Here is a 17,724-nt window from a genome sequence, read left to right on the forward strand (position 1 = left end):
TCTCCTTGCTGAAAATTATTCTTCGTCGCCAAACCAGCAAATGTTACGCGCGGCCATAATTAATTCGCCTGCACGTTGTTCATCTAGGCCTTCGATACCTTCTAAGTCATCGGTGCCTTGGTCAGCTAAATCTTCTAAAGTCACTACCCCTTTAGCCGCGAGTTTAAACGCCATTTCGCGCTCTAAGCCGTCTAAAGCAAGTAGGTCTTCAGCAGGCTCTAAACCTTCAAATGATTCTTCTTGAGCAAGCGCTAACGTAGTCAATGCATTTTTCGCACGAGCACGTAACTCTTCAACTAGCTCTTCTTCAAGGCCATCAATTTCAAGTAATTCGTTTACTGGAACGTAAGCGATTTCTTCAAGAGTAGAGAAACCTTCTTCAACCAGTAATTCGGCAAAATCTTGCTCGATATCTAAATGCTTCATAAAGCCTTCGATAGCAGCAACCGATTCTTCTTGGTGCTTACTATTCAATTCAGCTACCGTCATTACATTTAATTCCCAACCAGTAAGTTGAGAAGCAAGACGTACGTTTTGACCGCTACGGCCAATCGCTTGAGCTAGGTTATCAGCTTCAACCGCAATATCCATTGAATGTGAATCTTCATCAACAATGATTGAAGCCACATCGGCAGGAGCCATTGCATTAATCACAAATTGCGCTGGGTTATCATCCCACAGAACGATATCGATACGCTCACCACCAAGCTCGCCAGATACTGCTTGTACACGTGCGCCACGCATACCAACACAAGCACCAACTGGGTCAATACGGCGATCGTTAGTTTTCACTGCAATCTTAGCGCGAGAACCTGGATCGCGAGCTGCTGCTTTCAACTCAATTAATTCTTCACCAATTTCTGGCACTTCAATGCGGAACAGTTCAATCAGCATTTCAGGCTTAGAACGAGTTAAGAATAGTTGGAAACCACGTGCTTCAGGTTTAACTGCATATAGAAGACCGCGAATACGGTCACCTGGACGCAAATTTTCACGTGGTAATTGGTCTTCACGTAAAATCACAGATTCTGCATTATTACCAAGATCAACGATAACAGCATCACGTGTTGCTTTCTTTACAACACCCGTAACTAACTCACCTTCATTATCGATGAATTGTTCAACAATTTGAGCGCGTTCAGCTTCACGTACTTTCTGTACGATAACTTGCTTAGCCGTTTGAGTAGTAATACGGTCAAAAGTTACTGACTCCATATCATCTTCAATGTAGCCACCAAGCTCAATTTCTTCGTTATCGTATTGAGCAGCTTCAATTGAAATCTCTTTCGTTGGGAATTCAACTTCTTCAACCACTAACCAACGACGGAATGTTTCAAAATCACCAGTTTTACGGTCGATTTCAACGCGCACTTCGATTTCGTGTGGGCTCTTCTTTTTTGTTGCCGTAGCTAAAGCAATTTCTAATGCTTCAAAAATACGCTCACGGGGAACAGCTTTTTCATTCGAAACTGCTTCAACAACCGCTAAAATTTCTCTGTTCATTGTTATCGCCTCTTCAGACTTAAAATTTTGGTATCAAGTTAGCTTTAGAAATATTACTTAAAGCAAATTGTTCTTCGTTGCCATCTAGGGTAATGGTAACAATTTCACCCTCAATAGCGGTAATTACGCCTTTCCACTTACGACGGTTATTGACCGCCATTTTCAATACCAAGTTTACATCGTGACCAATGAATTGCTGGTAGTGAGCAGGTTTGAACAGTGGACGTTCTAAACCTGGTGAGGAAACTTCTAAGTTGTATGCAACCGTAATCGGATCTTCAACATCCATCACCGCACTTACTTGGCGGCTAACTTCTGCACAATCATCAACATTGATGCCATTTTCATGATCAATAAAAATACGCAATGTGGAGTGTTCACCAGCTCGGATGAACTCCAAGCCAACTAATTCATAACCAGAAGCCGCCACTGGCGCTTCCAATAATTCGGTTAATTGTTTTTCTAAACCAGTCATACTCTCTCCGGAAATGAAGCTTTCTCCACATCCTGTTGCTTTAACAAATAAAAAAGCTAACAAAACCAAGAAGCTAAACTTAAAGCCGATCGTCCAGAAACAAAAAAAGGGCTTAAAGCCCAATTCAAACACCATGCATTATCCGCATAGTTAATAATTTGATCGGTCTATTTTAACCAACCAAGTTATGCAGATAATAAAAAACCCCGATAAGTCGGGGTTTTTTATTGCTGGACCCTGATATTACTAAGCATATATTTTAGCTTAGCTGTGCCAAAAGTTAGACTTTTAACACGAAAACTTATAACAGCATATCCTATTAAGGATTGGTTGCGGGGGCCGGATTTGAACCGACGACCTTCGGGTTATGAGCCCGACGAGCTACCAAGCTGCTCCACCCCGCGTCCGATTTTGCTTTCTATCTGAGCGCATTATACTCGCTGCTATAGACATTACAAGCTTTACAAACAATGGTGCCGAGAGGGGGACTTGAACCCCCACACCCTAAGGCACTAGCACCTCATGCTAGCGTGTCTACCAATTTCACCATCTCGGCAATATTCTTATTAAGAATAACAGTTGCTAAAGCAACAGTTACTGAGGAATCTCGTCACCATTCTTAGGTGCAGGGATTTCATCAGTAGCAACTTGTTCTTTATCTGTATTCTGCTCAACACTTAACTGTGGTGCAGCAAACTTAGATTCATGCTTAGCCGTTGACATGTGGCCAAGAACCAAACTAATAACAAAGAAAATTGTTGCGAAAATCGCTGTTGAACGGGTAAGGAAATTACCTGAGCCACCAGAGCCAAATACTGTATTTGAGGCTCCAGCCCCGAAAGAGGCTCCCATGTCTGCGCCTTTACCTTGCTGAATCAACACTAGGCCAATTACACCAAGCGCAACCAGTAGATAAATCACAAGTAGAACTGTTAACATTTTTCCACCTATGTTCTAAATTTCTGAGCTGTTGCTTTTGATTAAAAGCAACAACGCACCTCCCTAATGAGGCGGAGTGATACTAACCAAAGCAACACTAGCTGACAAGTGAAAATTGCCAAAAAAGTATAACTTGCGGTTCAAACGATTAAAAAAGGGACAAAATAACAATAAATAGGCCAATGGTAATTCACCACTAGCCTTAAGCTGTTTAGCAATTCTCTTTTACTTTTTCAGCAATTGCATTTGCCGAAGATTCAACTAACTGTGCATCTTCACCTTCAACCATGACTCGGATCAGTGGTTCAGTACCTGATTTACGTAATAGCACTCGGCCTTTATCACCTAACTGAGATTCAACGTTTTTCACTGAGTCTAGTACCGCTTGGTTTTGCAAAGGATCGCTATCACCAGAGAAACGAACATTCACCAAAACTTGTGGATATAACGTCATACCTGATGCTAAGGCACTAAGTGATAGTTTACTACCTACAACTGAAGCAAGTACTTGTAGTGCGGCTACAATCGCATCGCCAGTCGTAACTTTATCAAGCAAAATAACATGGCCAGAGTTCTCTGCACCAATTTTCCAGCCTTTTTCTAACAACTGTTCCATCACGTAACGATCGCCAACTTTTGAACGAACAAAAGGAATACCTAGTTGTTTCAAGCCGTTTTCCATGCCTAGGTTGGTCATCAAAGTACCGACTACCCCACCTTTCAACTCACCACGACGCAGAGCATCTCGAGCAATGATATAAGCAATCTGGTCACCATCAATTTTGTTGCCAAGTTCATCAACCATGATGATTCGATCACCATCACCATCAAATGCTAAGCCAAGATCAGCCTTTTCATCCAATACGCGCTGTTGAAGTGCACGAACATCAGTGGCTCCCACTTGGTCATTGATATTAAGACCATTTGGCTCACAGCCCATTGTAATCACATCTGCACCTAATTCACTGAAGACACTAGGAGCTATATGATACGTCGCACCATGTGCACAATCGACGACAATTTTTAGGCCTTTAAGACTTAATTCGTTAGGGAAAGTGCTCTTACAAAATTCAATATAACGACCAGCAGCATCTACCATACGCTTGGCTTTACCCAACATAGCGGATTCAACGCACTCGATGTCTTTTTCAAGTTCTGCTTCAATCGCCAGTTCAATATCATCTGGTAATTTGGTGCCTTCCGATGAAAAGAATTTAATACCATTATCGTAATAAGGATTATGAGATGCCGAGATCACTATTCCTGCTTCTGCTCGGAATGTTTGTGTTAAATAAGCCACAGCAGGTGTTGGCATTGGACCAGTTAATATCGCTTTTAATCCGGCAGCAGCCAGGCCGGCTTCTAATGCTGATTCAAGCATATAGCCAGAAATACGAGTATCTTTACCTATAATAACTTGTTTGGTGCCTTGTTTGGCTAATACGCGGCCCGCAGCCCAGCCTAGCTTTAATACAAAATCAGGAGTAATTGGGTAATCACCCACTTTGCCACGAACACCATCGGTACCAAAATATTTTCTCGTTGACATGATTTGTCCTTATTCCTCAAACGGCTTAACTAATGAACTATCATTAATTAAATTGAATTATCTATTAGTTTGGATCATTTCAAGAATACGCATGGCATCTTGAGTTTCTTGTACATCATGGACTCGAATAATTTGAGCCCCTTGCTGAGCAGCTAATGTCGCACAAACCACACTACCTATAACACATTCACTGGTTGGCTTACCTAAGGCTTTTGATACCATAGATTTTCTCGACATTCCGGCAAGGATAGGTAATTTATATTGATGAAAATGTTCAAGGTTTGCTAGTAAACGGTAATTATGCTCTAAAGTTTTACCAAAACCAAAACCTGGATCAATAATTATATTTTCGCGTTTAATTCCTGCAGTAATACATTGCTCAATACGCTGAGTCAGAAAATCATCGACATCTTGTAATACATCCTGGTATTCAGGGTTATCTTGCATGGTTTTAGGCTCACCTTGCATGTGCATGATACATACAGGAACATTTGCTTTAGCAACCACATCAAGCGCTCCTGATAAGCGAAGAGAACGCACATCATTAATAATATCTGCGCCACATTCAATGCTTTGCTTCATCACTTCCGCTTTACTGGTATCAATGGAAATCCAGACATCAGATTTTTGACGAATAGCTTTAACCAATGGAATAACACGGCTTAATTCATCTTCTAACGTTACTTCCTTTGCTCCAGGGCGAGTTGACTCTCCGCCGATATCAATAATACTCGCACCCGCTTCTATCATAGCGTCAACTTGTAAGAGTGCTTTATCAAGTTGATGAAACTTGCCTCCATCAGAAAAAGAATCAGGAGTGGCATTTAAAATCCCCATAATTTGGGGACGGCTAAGGTCAAGTTGTTTGTGATTAGAAATTAATTTCATAGCAAAAATAGTACTCAGAGTTGCTTAGGCTAGGTAGAAGACTCGATAACCTCAGCTTTGCTTAAATAAGGTGTAGGTTAATCTGGTGTAGGGTAAAAAGCAAAAAGCCCCGACTTTCATCAGGGCTTGGCTATGCTTATAAAAGATTATGAATCTTTATTTTTTGATTCATTGTCATCTTTTGACTGTTCAGAATCAGGCTTATATTCACCTTTAGTTTCGTCAGCCTTGGTTTCTTCTACCTTAGCTTCTTCTACTTTAGGATCGTGTGCCTTAGCAGTCGGCTCTGCAGGTTTCGCCTCACTATCAGTCCAGCCTTGTGGAGCACGAACGGTCTCTGCGCGATTCATCAAATCATCAATCTGACCTGCATCAATAGTTTCATATTTCATCAATGCATCTTTCATCGCATGCATGATATCCATATTGTCTTCTAAGATTTTCTTTGCACGCTCATAGTTACGATCAATTAATGCTCGCACTTCTTGGTCAATCAGACGAACGGTATCATCAGACATATGTTTAGTTTGTGTAACCGAACGACCTAGGAAGACCTCACCTTCGTCTTCTGCATAAAGCAACGGACCAAGTTTTTCAGAGAAACCCCACTGAGTCACCATCTTACGAGCAATATCAGTTGCACGTTCAATATCGTTAGAAGCACCTGTCGATACTTTTTCTGAACCATAAATAAGTTCTTCTGCCAAACGACCGCCATAAAGACTAGAAATCATGGACTCTAAATGTTGACGAGACATACTTACACGATCTTGCTCAGGTAAGTACATAGTCACACCTAATGCACGACCACGTGGAATAATTGACACTTTATAAACAGGATCGTGCTCAGGAACTAAGCGGCCAACAATCGCATGACCCGCTTCGTGGTATGCCGTTGATGCTTTAGTTTCCTCTGTCAATACCATTGAGCGGCGCTCAGCACCCATCATAATTTTGTCTTTAGCGAGTTCAAACTCAACCATAGAAACATTACGTTTGTTACCACGTGCGGCAAACAATGCAGCTTCGTTTACTAGGTTTGCAAGATCAGCACCTGAAAAACCAGGAGTACCACGTGCAATCAATGACGGCTCAACATTTTCAGCTAACGGCACTTTACGCATGTGTACTTTCAGGATTTGTTCACGACCACGAACATCGGGTAAGCCAACCACAACTTGGCGGTCAAAACGACCAGGACGAAGTAATGCAGGGTCTAGTACGTCAGGGCGGTTAGTTGCCGCAATAACGATAATACCTTCGTTACCTTCAAAACCATCCATTTCAACCAGCATTTGGTTTAGTGTTTGTTCACGTTCATCATGACCACCACCAACACCGGCGCCACGTTGGCGACCTACCGCATCAATTTCATCAATGAAGATGATACAAGGTGATGCTTTTTTCGCTTGCTCGAACATGTCACGTACACGAGAGGCACCCACACCAACAAACATTTCTACGAAATCAGAACCAGAAATAGTAAAGAATGGTACCTTCGCTTCACCTGCAATGGCTTTTGCCAATAAAGTCTTACCGGTACCAGGAGGACCAACCATCAATACGCCAGTTGGAATTTTACCACCAAGTTTTTGGAAACGACTTGGATCACGTAAATAATCAACCAGCTCTTTTACGTCTTCTTTTGCTTCATCACAGCCAGCAACGTCTGCAAAAGTCGTTTTGATTTGCTCTTCACCCATCATACGAGCTTTACTCTTGCCAAACGACATAGCACCTTTGCCACCGCCGCCTTGCATTTGTCGCATGAAGAAAATCCACACCCCAATCAATAAAATCATAGGGAACCAAGAAATGAAGATAGTACCTAATAAGCTTTGTTGCTCAGGTGGTGTACCCGATACTTTCACATTTTGGTTAATAAGATCGTCGAGAAGCTTATCATCATAAACCGGCATATAAGTTACATTGCGAGAATTATCAGTTCGAACAAAGGTAATTTCTCTATCCTTGAACTTTGCCTCACGAACTTGGCCTTGACCAACGTCTTTTACAAAGGATGTGTAATCAATCGCTTTTCCGTTACTGTCCCCAGGCCCAAAGCTCTGGAAAACTGACATCAAAACTACGGCGATTACTAGCCATAAAATTAAATTTTTTGCCATGTCACTCAAGGTGTCAGCCTCTCGGTCACTATTAATTAAAAGTAGATTACTACAGTTTATATCCTGTAGCTACGATATATACCTCACGAGAACGCGCACGTGAAGAGTCTGGTTTACGAATTTTTACAGCTTTAAACATTTCTCGTACATCTTTGACGTACTGGTCAAAGCCTTCGCCTTGGAATACCTTAACCACAAAACTACCATCAGGAGCTAGAACTTGTCGACACATATCCAGTGCTAATTCAACTAAATACATAGCTCTAGGTTGGTCTACAGCAAGATTCCCACTCATATTAGGTGCCATATCAGACATTACAACATCCACCATATCAGGTTGAATGCGTTCTAGTAAGGCTTCTAACACTGCTTCTTCACGAAAATCCCCTTGAAGAAAGCTAACACCTACGATCGAATCCATAGATAAAATGTCACAAGCTATTACTTGTCCATCATCGCCTACAATTTCAGCAGCATATTGAGACCAGCCGCCAGGTGCAGCGCCTAGATCCACCACTGTCATTCCAGGTTTTAAGAGTTTATCTTTTTCTTGAATTTCTTCAATTTTGAAAATAGCACGTGAGCGGTAGCCTCGCTTTTGAGCTTCTGCTACATATTTATCATCAAAATGCTCTTGTAACCAACGACCAGAACTGGCCGAGTGTTTTTTCTTACTCATTTTATTCCTACTGATTATTCAATACTTCCTGCACAGAGTGGCGGGAAGCTTCAGCTACTGCAGAAAACATCACAAGAGCCGTTGCGATCAATATCCCTATAAAAACTATTACGGAAAATATAGTCTTCCACAATAGATGGCGCTAAAATAGATGTTTTCAACCCTTATACTATAAAAAAATGGCCGCACAATGAACCTAAGCACCAAACAAAAGCAGCACTTGAAAGGATTAGCTCACAGTTTAAAACCTGTCGTGCTAATGGGCGCAAATGGATTGACTGAAGCTGTTCTTGCGGAAATTGAGCTTGCACTTGACCATCACGAGCTGATTAAAGTCAAAGTTGCTTCTGAAGACCGTGAAACCAAGTCACTAATTATAGACGCCATTGTTCGTGAAACTAAAGCGGAAAAAGTACAAACCATTGGTAAAGTTTTGGTTTTATTCCGTCAAAGCGAGCAGCGTAAAATTGAGATTCCTCGTAAGTAATCACTTACTTGCTAGCTTCAACTTACTCCAAATATAAGATCGCCTAGCGCGATCTTTTTTTGGTTAATATTTTATTTACAAAAAAGGCCACAGTCACTGCAGCCTTAACTAGGGTCTATTGAGCCTAGAGAATCAAATCACCTTCAAATGTCGATTAAATATAATCTACCTGAGTGATTTCGAAGTCTTTATCCCCACCTGGAGTTGAAATAACCACTTCATCGCCTTCCATTTTACCGATCAAACCACGAGCAATTGGTGAGCTTACTGAAATTTTACCCGCTTTGATATCCGCTTCATCATCACCGACAATTTTATATTTCACTTCTTTGTCAGTATCTATATCAAGCAAGGTTACTGTCGTTCCAAAAATAACTTTTCCAGTATTATCCATTTTAGACACATCAATTACCTGAGCAACAGACAACTTATACTCAATATCGCGGATCTGAGCTTCACAAATGCCTTGTTCTTCACGGGCAGCATGGTATTCAGCATTTTCCTTTAAATCACCTAATTCACGCGCTTCGGCAATTGCTGCCGAGATCAATGGGCGGCGTTTTAATAATGCTTCTAATTCTGTACGTAGTAATTGCTCACCACACACGGTCATTGGGACTTTATCCATTTTAAACCTCACTCCGACTTCAACTCCAAAGAGCGAACCTCAGACAAAAAATACCCACTCAACTTATTGCTGAGTAGGTGCCGTTAGAATATTTAATTGGCAACTAGTGTAATTAAACTTGGTTATTTCGTCACTATAAAAATAAGATCTCAATCACATTTCATTGAAAATACAGGCACTTTTAAAACTTTAATTTTTTTCTAAAACGCAACTATTTTTAGTTAATTTCGCGGCAAAAATCTAAAAAAAACAAACTTGTGACACCCATCACAAAAACAAAACCAACCCAGTAACTAATTGAATAAAATAAAAAACATCAAATTAAAAAGCTAAAAACAGGATGAAAACTTTAAATTTTAGGTATTTTGAGATCATTTGACTACCTTGAACAGGAACTTACACGGTACAACACACGCAGCAATTATTTATGCCAGCTATCAATATATGCACTATATATTAGTTGGATAAAATGAAATCCATGCATGCAACAGTGTGTATACAAGCAAGTTATAGAGTAGTCATTAAACTACCAATATTAATTTAAACGATTCGGATTAATACAACCATTCGTTTTATTTATGTGAATTCATAAATATTGTTTAAAATCAATAAGAAATTCACTACGTTAAAAAAGGAAAATGCAGTAAAATGCGCTCCCATAGGATGGCTTTCATCCTATATGGATAATTAAAAATCAGTTAGGATTAATACAATGAAAAAAACATTATTATCTTTAGCAGTGGCCGCTGCTTCAGTATCAACTGCCGCTTCTGCAGCAACTATCTACAAAGATGACACTTCTACTTTAAATATGGGTGGCCGTGTTGAAGTTCGTGCTAACTTCTCTGATGCGAATAAAACTGATGCAGATGATAACCAATATAAAGATGCTTCTCGTGTTCGTCTAAATATCGGCGGTGAACAAAAGCTAAACGATGACATTTCTTTCATCGGTTTTACAGAATTTGAAGTAACTGAAAACAGCGACCCAGTAGGTGATGACGCAGCTTTCAATACTCGTTACCTATACGCTGGTGTAACTTCACAAACTTACGGTGCTCTAACTTACGGTCACCAAGATAACGCATTTACTTACCTAACGAACTTCACCGATATGGCGGAAGTGTTCTCTGGTTACATCAACGAATACAACGTTGCAACGTCTGACCGTGCAAACAACGTTTTACGTTACGCTTTCAACACTGAAAAGCTAACTATTCAAGCAAGTGTTCAAGGTGACTCTGATTCAGATGGTACTCCTGTCACTCAAAATGCAGATGGTTTCGGTGTTATTGCTGCATACAAACTAACTGACGCTATCGAGCTTGGTTTAGGTTACGCGCAAACTGATGCAAATGGTACTGGTACAGACGTTGTAGACAGTGGCGACAACAACACTTATACAGCTGCTGCTCGTTACTCGAAAAACGGCATCTTAGTTGCTGCAACGTATGAAGGCGGTACAATCTCAACTGCTGATACATCTATTGCAGAAACAGACTTCAACGCTGCTGACCTTTACGCAGGTTACACTTTTGGTGATAACAACGTAAACATGACGTATAACTACTTCAATGCAGATAAAGATCAGTTTGATTCATTAAACATGAACAACGTTGCTCTTGAATATGCCCGTTACTTTGGTGAGCATGCAACTGTATACGGTGCATACCAATTAAACCTTCTTTCTGATGGCGACGCAGCTACTGACGCACAAACTGAAGACCAAATTCAAGTTGGTTTCCGTTACGCATTCTAATTCTGCGCCTCTTAGAGGTTAGATAAGAATCTTCAAACGCCTACTTATTTTAGTAGGCGTTTTTGTTTATACTTTGCGCTCCTCCACTTCATGGATTGAACTATGCGTTTCACCTCTGTTATTACCCTAGCAACTTCTTTTTTGTTCTCTGTTTCAAGCTACACTGCGCCCATCAAACCACATTTTCCAAGTAGTGATATTCTCCCATCAGGCACTCGCGTAGGCTTAATTGCTAAATCACCAAGCTCTACATTGTTGCAACAAAACAATGATCAATTATTTCCACCAGCAAGCACATTAAAGCTCATGACAGCACTAGCGGCTAAAATTGAATTGGGTGATAATTTTCGCTACTCCACACAGTTAGAGCAAAATGGTAAAGATCTCGTAATACGCTTTTCTGGTGATCCGAGCTTAACTTCCTCCGACATTAGCCAGTTACTAAAAAACGCTAATATATCGACGATTAACGGCAATCTTATTCTAAATAACAGTGCCTTTACTGGTTATGAAAAAGCAGTTGGTTGGCCATGGGATATTCTCGGGGTCTGCTACAGTACACCTTCAAGTGCGATTACCTTAAATGGCAACTGTGTGATGGCATCAATTTATACTAATGCAGATGGGAGCACTCGTGTATTCACACCAAAGCATCAGCCCGTTAATGTGAGTACTACTGCAACTGCAATTACGCGCAAACAACAAAAAGAACAGTACTGTGATTTAGAGTTGACTACGACTCCTGCTAACCATTACCGCTTATCAGGCTGTTTAGTGAAACGAGATCAACCACTACCTCTTAACTTTGCTGTGCAAAACTCATTTTTGTATGCCTCAGCAACATTGCACCAAATTTTAGACGAGCAAGGTATAAAGCTTAAAGGCAGTATTCAATTAGCCACGACTCTATCCAACAAACAACAAACCAAGAACACAAAGGTACTAGCGAAACATTTATCAGTACCGTTGCCTGTTCTACTAGAACACATGTTAAAAGATTCCGATAATCTATATGCCAACAACCTAACCAAAACCTTAGGCGAGCATTACTTTAATCAAGCTGGATCTTTTGCTAATGGCACCGATGCAATAAAACAAATTTTAAAGAAACAAGCCAAAGTCGATTTATCTAACGCCATTTTAGAAGATGGTTCAGGTCTTTCTCGTAACAACCGCGTATCACCTAATCAACTATATTCGGTATTAAAGTATATTAAAGCCAATGATCATAAACTGGATTTCATTCGCTTGATGCCAACTGCTGGTATAGATGGCACATTAAAGTATCGCTCCAGCATGAGAAAAGCGCCAATAAAAGGCAATATTGTCGCGAAAAGCGGCTCCTTATTTGCCACTCACAATATGGCCGGTTTTGTACTCAATGACCAAGGCGAGCCAACAACTATGTTTGTGCAATTGATAACGGATTATCACCCTCAAAACAACACCAGCACGATTCCACCACTGACGCAGTTTGAGCAAGCGTTTTATCAGAATTTGATTAAGGCGACGGTGGAGAAAGTTCCTAGTTCCTAGTTCCTGGTTCCTGGTTCCTGGTTCCTGGTTCCTGGTTCCTGGTTCCTGGTTCCTGGTTCCTGGTTCCTGGAGGGGTTGCTTTCTACGCTTACTATATAAAGCAAGCGCAAATGTCTATTTATTTCGGTAACTATTCAGCGACAACTGCCTAGGAACTAGGGACCAGCACCTAGAAACCCCATCCCCTACAAACAAAAACCCACTTTAGCTTCACAACTAAAGTGGGTTTATTTTAACGCTTTAGTAAAGCTACTTGATTAAGACAAAGACTCTTTCACTTTCGCATGCAACTCTTGTACAGACGTTACATTAGAGCGGTTGTCTTCTTTGTGCGCCATACAACTTGCGAAAGCCGCATTCAAGGTAGTGGTGTAGTTCACTTTCTCTTGTAATGCGCCGCGGCGTAGTACTTTTGAGTCTTCAATTGCTTGACGACCAGCTGCAGTGTTTACAATATAGGTGTATTCATTGTTCTTGATACGGTCAAGAATATGAGGACGCCCTTCATGCACTTTATTCACTAAACGAGGGTTAATACCCGCTTCGCCTAGTACGACTGCAGTACCGTGTGTTGCATCTAATTGGTAACCTAGTTTGATTAACTGAGATGCCAACTCGACGACACGCTCTTTATCTTCTTTACGAACAGAAAGTAATGCACGACCACCTTCAGGGTAAACATTACCAATACCCAGTTCTGCTTTTGCAAAAGCTTGAGCAAATGTTTTACCAACTCCCATCACCTCACCAGTTGAGCGCATTTCTGGGCCTAACAGTGGATCCACACCTAAGAATTTGTTAAATGGTAATACTACTTCTTTAACTGAATAGTAAGGTGGAATGATTTCTTTGGTGAAACCTTGTGATGCTAAAGATTGACCAGCCATTACGCGAGCTGCAATTTTGGCTAGTGGTGCACCTGTTGCTTTTGATACAAATGGAACCGTACGCGCTGCACGAGGGTTCACTTCGATTAGGTATACTTTGCCATCTTTCACCGCAAACTGGGTATTCATTAAGCCACGTACACCAAGCTCAAACGCGAGCTTTTCAACTTGTTCACGCATTACATCTTGGATTTCTTGGCTTAAAGTATACGCTGGTAGTGAACATGCTGAGTCACCAGAGTGAACACCGGCTTGCTCAATGTGCTCCATGATACCGCCAATCACCACTTGCTCACCGTCACAAATTGCGTCTACATCCACTTCAACCGCATCATCTAAGAATAGGTCAAGTAAGACTGGAGATTCATTTGAAACACTTACTGCTTCATTGAAGTAACGACGTAAATCTTGTTCGTCATATACGATTTCCATCGCACGACCACCAAGTACATACGAAGGACGAACTACTAACGGGTAACCAATTTCACGTGATTTCTCAATCGCTTGTTCCATTGTAGTCACAGTAGCATTTTCAGGTTGTAATAAACCTAAACGGTCTACAGCAGTTTGAAAACGCTCACGGTCTTCCGCGCGGTCAATCGCATCTGGGCTAGTACCAATAATTGGCACACCAGCCGCTTCTAATGCACGAGCCAGTTTCAATGGCGTTTGTCCACCGTACTGTACGATCACGCCTTTTGGTTTCTCGATACGTACGATTTCAAGCACATCTTCCAGTGTTACTGGTTCGAAGTATAAACGGTCAGACGTATCGTAATCGGTAGAAACCGTTTCAGGGTTACAGTTCACCATGATGGTTTCGTAACCGTCTTCACGTAATGCCAGTGATGCGTGCACACAGCAGTAGTCAAATTCAATACCTTGACCGATGCGGTTTGGACCACCACCCAATACCATGATTTTATCGCGGTCAGTTGGGTTCGCTTCACACTCTTCATCATATGATGAGTACATGTAAGCGGTATCTGAAGAGAACTCAGCAGCACAAGTATCAACACGCTTATAAACAGGGTGGATATTGTATTGCTCACGAGCACGACGAATTTCGCTTTCTGCTACACCAAGTAGTTTCGCTAAACGTGCATCACCAAAGCCTTTACGCTTCATCTTACGTAATACTTCTTCGTTTAGACCTGCGTAACCGCCCGCTTTAACTTCCTCTTCTAGTTTCACTAGCTCTTCGATTTGAACTAGGAACCAACGATCAACATTGGTTAAGTTAAATACGCCGTCAACCGACATGCCAGCACGGAATGCATCAGCGATGTACCAGATACGATCACAGCCAGCTTCTTTTAACTCTTGACGGATCTTAGTCAATGCATCAGGTGCATCTAGATCAACCATCTCATCAAAACCATTACGGCCAACTTCTAAGCCACGTAATGCTTTTTGTAGCGACTCTTGTTGATTACGACCAATCGCCATTACTTCACCAACCGACTTCATTTGAGTAGTTAGACGGTCATTGGCACCAGCAAATTTCTCAAAGTTAAAACGAGGGATCTTAGTCACAACGTAGTCGATGGTTGGTTCAAATGATGCTGGAGTTGCGCCACCTGTGATGTCATTCATCAGTTCATCAAGCGTGTAGCCTACTGCTAATTTTGCTGCGATTTTTGCAATAGGGAAACCAGTTGCTTTAGAAGCAAGTGCCGATGAACGAGAGACTCGTGGGTTCATCTCGATGATAACCATGCGGCCATCTTTCGGGTTAATACCAAACTGTACGTTTGAACCACCAGTTTCAACACCAATCTCACGTAATACTGCTAAAGAAGCATTACGCATTAATTGGTATTCTTTATCTGTTAATGTTTGAGCAGGTGCCACGGTGATCGAATCACCTGTATGAATACCCATTGCATCAAAGTTTTCAATCGCACATACGATGATACAGTTATCCGCTTTGTCGCGAACCACTTCCATTTCGTATTCTTTCCAACCAATCAATGATTCATCAATTAGAAGTTCATTAGTTGGTGAAAGGTCTAAACCGCGACGACAAATTTCTTCGAACTCTTCTTTATTGTATGCGATACCACCACCAGTACCACCCATGGTAAATGAAGGGCGGATGATACAAGGGAAGCCCACCATATCGAGAACTTTGTAAGCTTCTTCCATTGATTTTGCGGTATCAGCACGTGGACACTCAAGACCAATAGACTTCATCGCTTTATCGAAACGAGAACGGTCTTCTGCCTTATCAATTGCATCCGCTGTTGCACCGATCATTTCCACGCCAAACTCTTCAAGTACGCCGTGTTTTTCTAAATCAAGTGCACAGTTCAATGCAGTTTGACCACCCATGGTAGGTAATACCGCATCTGGGCGCTCTTTAGCAATAATGTTACGAACGACTTCCCAATGAATTGGCTCAATATAAGTTGCATCAGCCATTTCTGGGTCAGTCATGATGGTTGCTGGGTTAGAGTTAACCAAAATAACTCGATAACCTTCTTCACGCAGAGCTTTACATGCTTGAGCGCCAGAGTAGTCAAATTCACAAGCCTGACCGATAACAATTGGGCCAGCACCTAAAATCAGTACGCTTTTTATGTCAGTACGTTTTGGCATTTTCTACAACTCCCAATTATTTCTTATGTTGTTCGATTAATTCAATGAAGTGGTCAAACAATGGCGCAGCATCGTGTGGACCAGGGCTTGCTTCAGGGTGACCTTGGAAGCTAAATGCCGGCTTATCTGTACGATGGATGCCTTGCAACGAACCGTCAAATAGTGATTTATGAGTCGCACGTAAGTTATCAGGTAATGTCGCTTCATCCGCGGCAAAACCGTGGTTCTGAGAAGTAATCATTACGACATTACGATCAAGGTCTTTTACTGGATGGTTAGCACCGTGGTGACCAAACTTCATCTTGATGGTTTGAGCACCAGAAGCTAGTGCTAAAATCTGGTGGCCAAGACAAATACCAAAGATAGGTAAACCTTTATCTAAGAAAGTTTTGGTCGCTTCGATCGCGTAAGTACAAGGCTCTGGATCTCCAGGGCCATTTGATAAGAACACACCATCAGGATTTAAAGCTAATACTTCTTCCGCTGACGTTTCTGCAGGAACAACGGTTAATCGACAACCGCGATCAACTAGCATACGTAAGATATTACGTTTAGCACCGAAGTCATAAGCCACAACATGGTAAGGTAATTCGGCGTCATCTTTTGCTTCAGGTAAACCACCCGTTAACGTCCAAGATCCTTGTTTCCAAGAATAAGACTCTTTAGTAGAAACAACTTTTGCCAAATCCATGCCTTTAAGGCCAGGGAATTCTTTGGCTTTAGCAAGAGCCAATGCTTCATCTAACGATTTTTCACCAAAAGAAGAGCCGGCTACGATACAGCCGTTTTGCGCACCCTTTTCACGTAATACACGAGTTAACTTACGCGTATCAATATCTGCGATACCGACGATATTTTGTGATTTTAAGTATTCTGAAAGGGTTTGTTCACTGCGGAAATTTGAAGCTATAAGAGGAAGATCACGGATAACTAAGCCTTGAGCGTGGATTGAAGAGGACTCTTCATCTTCTGAGTTAGTACCGGTATTGCCAATATGAGGATAAGTTAGAGTAACGATTTGCTGTGAATAGGAAGGATCAGTGAGAATTTCTTGATACCCCGTCATCGAGGTATTAAAAACAACTTCTCCAACGGCGGACCCATCTGCTCCAATGGATTGACCGCGGAACACTGTCCCATCTTCTAGGACTAACAGTGCGGAATTACTCAAGATAACCTCCAGAATAAATATGCAAAATAAATGTATAAGCTCTCGCTCTTATCTTTCTAAATAACCATAATTATGGAATTTAGGTAAATTGGCGTTATTCTAGAGATGGTGGATAAATGTGTCAATAGTGTTAGAAAAAGAAATTTATAATAAAAGACAACTTACCCTATTTGTTTCATCAAAGGCTCAAAAATAACAATCTACCCATCTCTCAATAGCATTAACCACGTACAAAGCGACCAAAACATTAAACCAGTATTATTTTCACTCAATTAAAAATTAACTAACTAAATTTCATCAAAAACAGCCAATATAACCTTAAATTTTAAGCATCAAGAAAGATTTACCAACACAAAACAAAATAAAACCAACAAAACATTTTCACGTAATCGTTTCTTTACTCATACTAAAATACAAAAAAACCGCTCATTATCTGAACGGTTTCCAACTAAAATTAATACCTTCGGTATATTTCACTTATTCAAAACTGAATATA

General features: G+C 41.1%; 13 protein-coding genes and 2 tRNA genes. 3 read left to right on the forward strand and 12 right to left on the reverse strand.

Translation table 11 applies throughout. The features are described from left to right. Positions 1 to 15: 15 nt before the first annotated feature. The 9 genes from nusA to rlmE form a co-directional block, all read right to left on the reverse strand. On the reverse strand, positions 16 to 1,503 hold the full coding sequence (nusA, locus tag QQJ93_RS09515) for a transcription termination factor NusA (RefSeq protein ID WP_089122432.1): 1,488 nt from the start codon (positions 1,501 to 1,503) through the stop codon (positions 16 to 18). Between the two features lie 19 nt (positions 1,504 to 1,522). Then, positions 1,523 to 1,978 (reverse strand): ribosome maturation factor RimP, encoded by a 456-nt coding sequence (gene rimP, locus QQJ93_RS09520; RefSeq protein ID WP_089123545.1) that lies wholly within the window; start codon positions 1,976 to 1,978, stop codon positions 1,523 to 1,525. A gap of 327 nt (positions 1,979 to 2,305) precedes the next feature. Beyond that, positions 2,306 to 2,382 (reverse strand) — tRNA-Met (locus tag QQJ93_RS09525). A 67-nt stretch (positions 2,383 to 2,449) separates the two neighbouring features. Beyond that, positions 2,450 to 2,534: transfer RNA gene (locus QQJ93_RS09530), tRNA-Leu, on the reverse strand. 38 nt (positions 2,535 to 2,572) lie between these two features. After that, positions 2,573 to 2,917 (reverse strand): preprotein translocase subunit SecG, encoded by a 345-nt coding sequence (gene secG, locus QQJ93_RS09535; RefSeq protein WP_089122431.1) that lies wholly within the window; start codon positions 2,915 to 2,917, stop codon positions 2,573 to 2,575. 211 nt (positions 2,918 to 3,128) lie between these two features. Continuing rightward, positions 3,129 to 4,466, reverse strand: coding sequence for a phosphoglucosamine mutase (gene glmM, locus QQJ93_RS09540; RefSeq protein ID WP_431313590.1), 1,338 nt, complete (start codon positions 4,464 to 4,466; stop codon positions 3,129 to 3,131). Between the two features lie 57 nt (positions 4,467 to 4,523). After that, positions 4,524 to 5,354 carry a dihydropteroate synthase gene (gene folP, locus QQJ93_RS09545; RefSeq protein ID WP_089122429.1) on the reverse strand — a complete coding sequence of 277 codons (831 nt, stop codon included), beginning with the start codon at positions 5,352 to 5,354 and terminating at the stop codon, positions 4,524 to 4,526. A 146-nt stretch (positions 5,355 to 5,500) separates the two neighbouring features. Then, positions 5,501 to 7,480, reverse strand: coding sequence for an ATP-dependent zinc metalloprotease FtsH (gene ftsH, locus QQJ93_RS09550; protein ID WP_089122428.1), 1,980 nt, complete (start codon positions 7,478 to 7,480; stop codon positions 5,501 to 5,503). 49 nt (positions 7,481 to 7,529) lie between these two features. Next, positions 7,530 to 8,159, reverse strand: coding sequence for a 23S rRNA (uridine(2552)-2'-O)-methyltransferase RlmE (gene rlmE / locus QQJ93_RS09555; RefSeq protein ID WP_089122427.1), 630 nt, complete (start codon positions 8,157 to 8,159; stop codon positions 7,530 to 7,532). A 190-nt stretch (positions 8,160 to 8,349) separates the two neighbouring features. Here rlmE and yhbY point away from each other — a divergent pair, with 190 nt between their 5' ends. Next, positions 8,350 to 8,646, forward strand: coding sequence for a ribosome assembly RNA-binding protein YhbY (gene yhbY / locus QQJ93_RS09560; protein ID WP_089122426.1), 297 nt, complete (start codon positions 8,350 to 8,352; stop codon positions 8,644 to 8,646). A gap of 154 nt (positions 8,647 to 8,800) precedes the next feature. On the opposite strand, the gene greA is transcribed toward yhbY, so the two are convergent. Continuing rightward, a complete protein-coding gene (gene greA, locus QQJ93_RS09565) occupies positions 8,801 to 9,274 on the reverse strand; it encodes a transcription elongation factor GreA (RefSeq protein WP_089122425.1) in 474 nt (157 codons plus the stop codon). A gap of 712 nt (positions 9,275 to 9,986) precedes the next feature. On the opposite strand from greA, the gene QQJ93_RS09570 reads away from it, so the two are divergent. Together QQJ93_RS09570 and dacB are read left to right on the forward strand one after the other, a co-directional pair. Beyond that, positions 9,987 to 11,033: a porin gene (locus QQJ93_RS09570; RefSeq protein ID WP_089122424.1), complete on the forward strand. Its 1,047-nt coding sequence runs from the start codon at positions 9,987 to 9,989 to the stop codon at positions 11,031 to 11,033. A 102-nt stretch (positions 11,034 to 11,135) separates the two neighbouring features. Next, positions 11,136 to 12,569 (forward strand): serine-type D-Ala-D-Ala carboxypeptidase, encoded by a 1,434-nt coding sequence (gene dacB, locus QQJ93_RS09575; RefSeq protein WP_089122423.1) that lies wholly within the window; start codon positions 11,136 to 11,138, stop codon positions 12,567 to 12,569. Positions 12,570 to 12,826: 257 nt separating this feature from the next. Here the strand turns inward: dacB and carB are convergent, their stop codons facing one another. Next, positions 12,827 to 16,057: a carbamoyl-phosphate synthase large subunit gene (gene carB, locus QQJ93_RS09580; RefSeq protein ID WP_089122422.1), complete on the reverse strand. Its 3,231-nt coding sequence runs from the start codon at positions 16,055 to 16,057 to the stop codon at positions 12,827 to 12,829. Between the two features lie 16 nt (positions 16,058 to 16,073). Then, positions 16,074 to 17,228, reverse strand: coding sequence for a glutamine-hydrolyzing carbamoyl-phosphate synthase small subunit (gene carA / locus QQJ93_RS09585; protein WP_089122421.1), 1,155 nt, complete (start codon positions 17,226 to 17,228; stop codon positions 16,074 to 16,076). Between the last annotated feature and the right edge of the window lie 496 nt (positions 17,229 to 17,724).

The organism is Vibrio algivorus, from assembly GCF_030161215.1.
GTDB lineage: Bacteria > Pseudomonadota > Gammaproteobacteria > Enterobacterales > Vibrionaceae > Vibrio > Vibrio algivorus.